Here is a 2,327-nt window from a genome sequence, read left to right as displayed (position 1 = left end):
GAGCATGTTAAACCCGCAGCTTCCGGCACAATAAATCCTTTCATTTGCTCATTTGAGACATCATATTTAATCTTATTATACATAAGATTTAGCTGGAAATGCAACCCAATTAAGGGTTTCGAGAAAGGGCTATTTCCCGGATGGAGGGATCACCTGCTAAAGCCCGTTGCAACACTAACAGTCGGTACATTTCCGTCTGTGACAAAGTGATCCTCTCCCCTCTCATACTGACATTTTCTCTGAAGAATTTCACCCTGACAATATCACAGATGGATCACACATGGAGGACTCCCTTGACAAAGGGAATCTCTTGCTGTAACATATTTGTTACAAGAATACTTCAGGGGTGGCGAGGCGTGAACGACAAGGCAAGAATCTACAAGGAAATAGGGCGGCGGTTAAAGTCGGCCCGAGAGAAAGCAGGTTTGACCCAGATGCAAGTAGCTAAACTGTTGGGAATGGCGAGAGAGGTAGTCTCTTACTATGAGAATGGCACCCGTGAGATAGGGATAGATGATATCTTGAGATTCGCTAATCTTTACGGTACCGATCCCCGCTGCTTCATGCCGGAAACGGAAGTTGGAGAAATTGAAACTCCTAATCTGTCGATGGCTTTCCGTGCTAAGCAGATTGCAGAAGGTGACCTGCCCATAATCGCCGAAGCTCAGAGGCTCCTGAACAACCTATACGAGCTCACCGTACTATTGGAGGGTGAAAAGCCAAGTGGACATAAGGTACCGCGCCCAACAAAGAGCACGTGAGTCGCGCCAGCAATTCGGCTACAACCAGTTGATCCCGGTGGACATATGGCAGATCTTGCGGGCCGAGGGGATCGCCGTGATCAAAAGGCCGCTCAAGAGTGATATCTCCGCCCTTTTTCTCCGCAAATTCCCGGCAGCCTTAGTGCTTGTAAACTCTGCCCGAACCCTCGGCCACCAGAACTTTTCTGGGGCACACGAGTACTTCCACTTCCGCTATGATCCGGAGCAAAAAATCAAAGTATGTAAAGTGATGGAGTTCGATCCGCGGAACCCTAATGAAAGAGAAGCAGACCTCTTCGCCGCGTACTTCCTGGTTCCTGACGAAGCCCTCGAGTGGCAGCTCGAGCGCCGACTGCGAGGGCGCCAGAGGCACCTCTCTATAACGGATGTAATCGCCCTGGAGCAGCTCTTCTGGGTCAGTCACCGGGAAATGCTCATCCGCCTCGAGGAGATCGGATACTTAAACCAGAAGCAGAGGGAGGAAATGGCTGCGGGCATAATCGAAACCGCGAGGCGACTAGGGTACGATACGTCCCTGTACAAACCTACAAACGAAAGCGTTGTGCTGTCCGATTTGCCAGAAAAGGCAACCCTTGCGTTGGAGCGAGAGCTTATCTCGTCCGGCCGGTACGAAGAGATACTCCTCGAGGCAGGGTATCCTGAACTGATCTACGGTGAGGGAGAGGCCTAGTGAGACCGATTCCACAAAAGCCTCCGTACTGTTTCGACAACGACTGCATCGCGTCGTTCCTCTGGACCAAAACGACGGACCTCCTCATTGCCCTGTTTCCCAGCCAGATAGTGGTACCTCGCGTAGTCTACACCGAAATGTCCTACCTCTCCCGATTTCCACGGTATGCTTGGGTGTTCGAACAGTTACAGCAACTCGAAGCAACCGGCACCCTGCAAGTGCGGGACATTCCCGCGGCGGGTCCGGGAGCCAGAGAGTTTTGGAAACTAACTTCCGGAGAGGGGTATAAGAACAAGCAGCTTGGAAAAGGAGAGGCAGCGGCCCTGGTCCTCGTGCGCTATTATGGTAGAACGGTCGCCAGCAACAACCTGAAAGACGTCGCCCCGTACTGCCGGGAGCACGGACTTGACCTGATATCGACGGACGACATCCTGTGTCTCGCTTGCCAAAGGAAACTCATCTCGGTGGCCGAAGCAGAAGGTGTGTGGGACGAAATGAAGCGACGCCAGCGCAAGCTGCCGCCCTACAACTTCGCTGAGGCCTACCGCCGCTTCTTGGAGGATAAACCCAAATAAGCAGGGGTGGGACGACAGGTTTTCCACCTTTACGGCGTTCGAAAGTCAAGGTTTTTTAAACCAGGGGGTTAACGGTAGCGCTTTCTCTGCCGCACAGGAGGGATTCCGATTTCCTGCCTGTACTTCGCCACCGTCCGGCGGGCGATCCGGATTCCCCTTTCCCGCAAAAGCTCGCAGAGGTGCTGGTCGCTGTAAGGCCTTGTGGCGTCTTCGTTCTCGACCAATTCCTTTAAAATGCGCTTGATGCTCTCGGCAGCAACCATCTCCCCGGCCACAACATTTTCCACACCGCTTGAGAAG

General features: G+C 52.8%; 5 protein-coding genes. 4 read left to right on the top strand and 1 reads right to left on the bottom strand.

What is annotated here, in order from left to right; genetic code table 11:
• The 4 genes from HPY90_RS15935 to HPY90_RS15920 form a co-directional block, all read left to right on the top strand.
• Positions 1-210, top strand: a 210-nt coding sequence (locus HPY90_RS15935; protein ID WP_287195968.1) for a hypothetical protein, incomplete at its 5' end; no start/stop codon positions are given.
• A gap of 146 nt (positions 211-356) precedes the next feature.
• Positions 357-761 (top strand): helix-turn-helix domain-containing protein, encoded by a 405-nt coding sequence (locus tag HPY90_RS15930; RefSeq protein ID WP_287195966.1) that lies wholly within the window; start codon positions 357-359, stop codon positions 759-761.
• Positions 724-1,452, top strand: a complete 729-nt coding sequence (locus HPY90_RS15925) for an ImmA/IrrE family metallo-endopeptidase (RefSeq protein WP_287195964.1) — start codon at positions 724-726, stop codon at positions 1,450-1,452. The genes HPY90_RS15930 and HPY90_RS15925 overlap by 38 nt, the downstream gene beginning before the upstream one ends.
• The gene (locus HPY90_RS15920) at positions 1,452-2,027 is read left to right on the top strand and encodes a hypothetical protein (protein ID WP_287195963.1); all 576 of its coding nucleotides are present in this window, start codon (positions 1,452-1,454) and stop codon (positions 2,025-2,027) included. Before HPY90_RS15925 ends, HPY90_RS15920 begins: the two co-directional genes overlap by 1 nt.
• Before the next feature lie 68 nt (positions 2,028-2,095).
• Here the strand turns inward: HPY90_RS15920 and HPY90_RS15915 are convergent.
• Positions 2,096-2,327, bottom strand: a 232-nt coding sequence (locus HPY90_RS15915) for an RNA polymerase factor sigma-54 (RefSeq protein ID WP_502707223.1), incomplete at its 5' end; no start/stop codon positions are given.

Origin of the sequence: Syntrophothermus sp., from assembly GCF_013314835.1 — a bacterium.
Classification (GTDB): Bacteria; Bacillota; Syntrophomonadia; order Syntrophomonadales; family Syntrophothermaceae; genus Syntrophothermus; species Syntrophothermus lipocalidus.
This window is presented reverse-complemented; position numbering and strand designations above follow the sequence as displayed.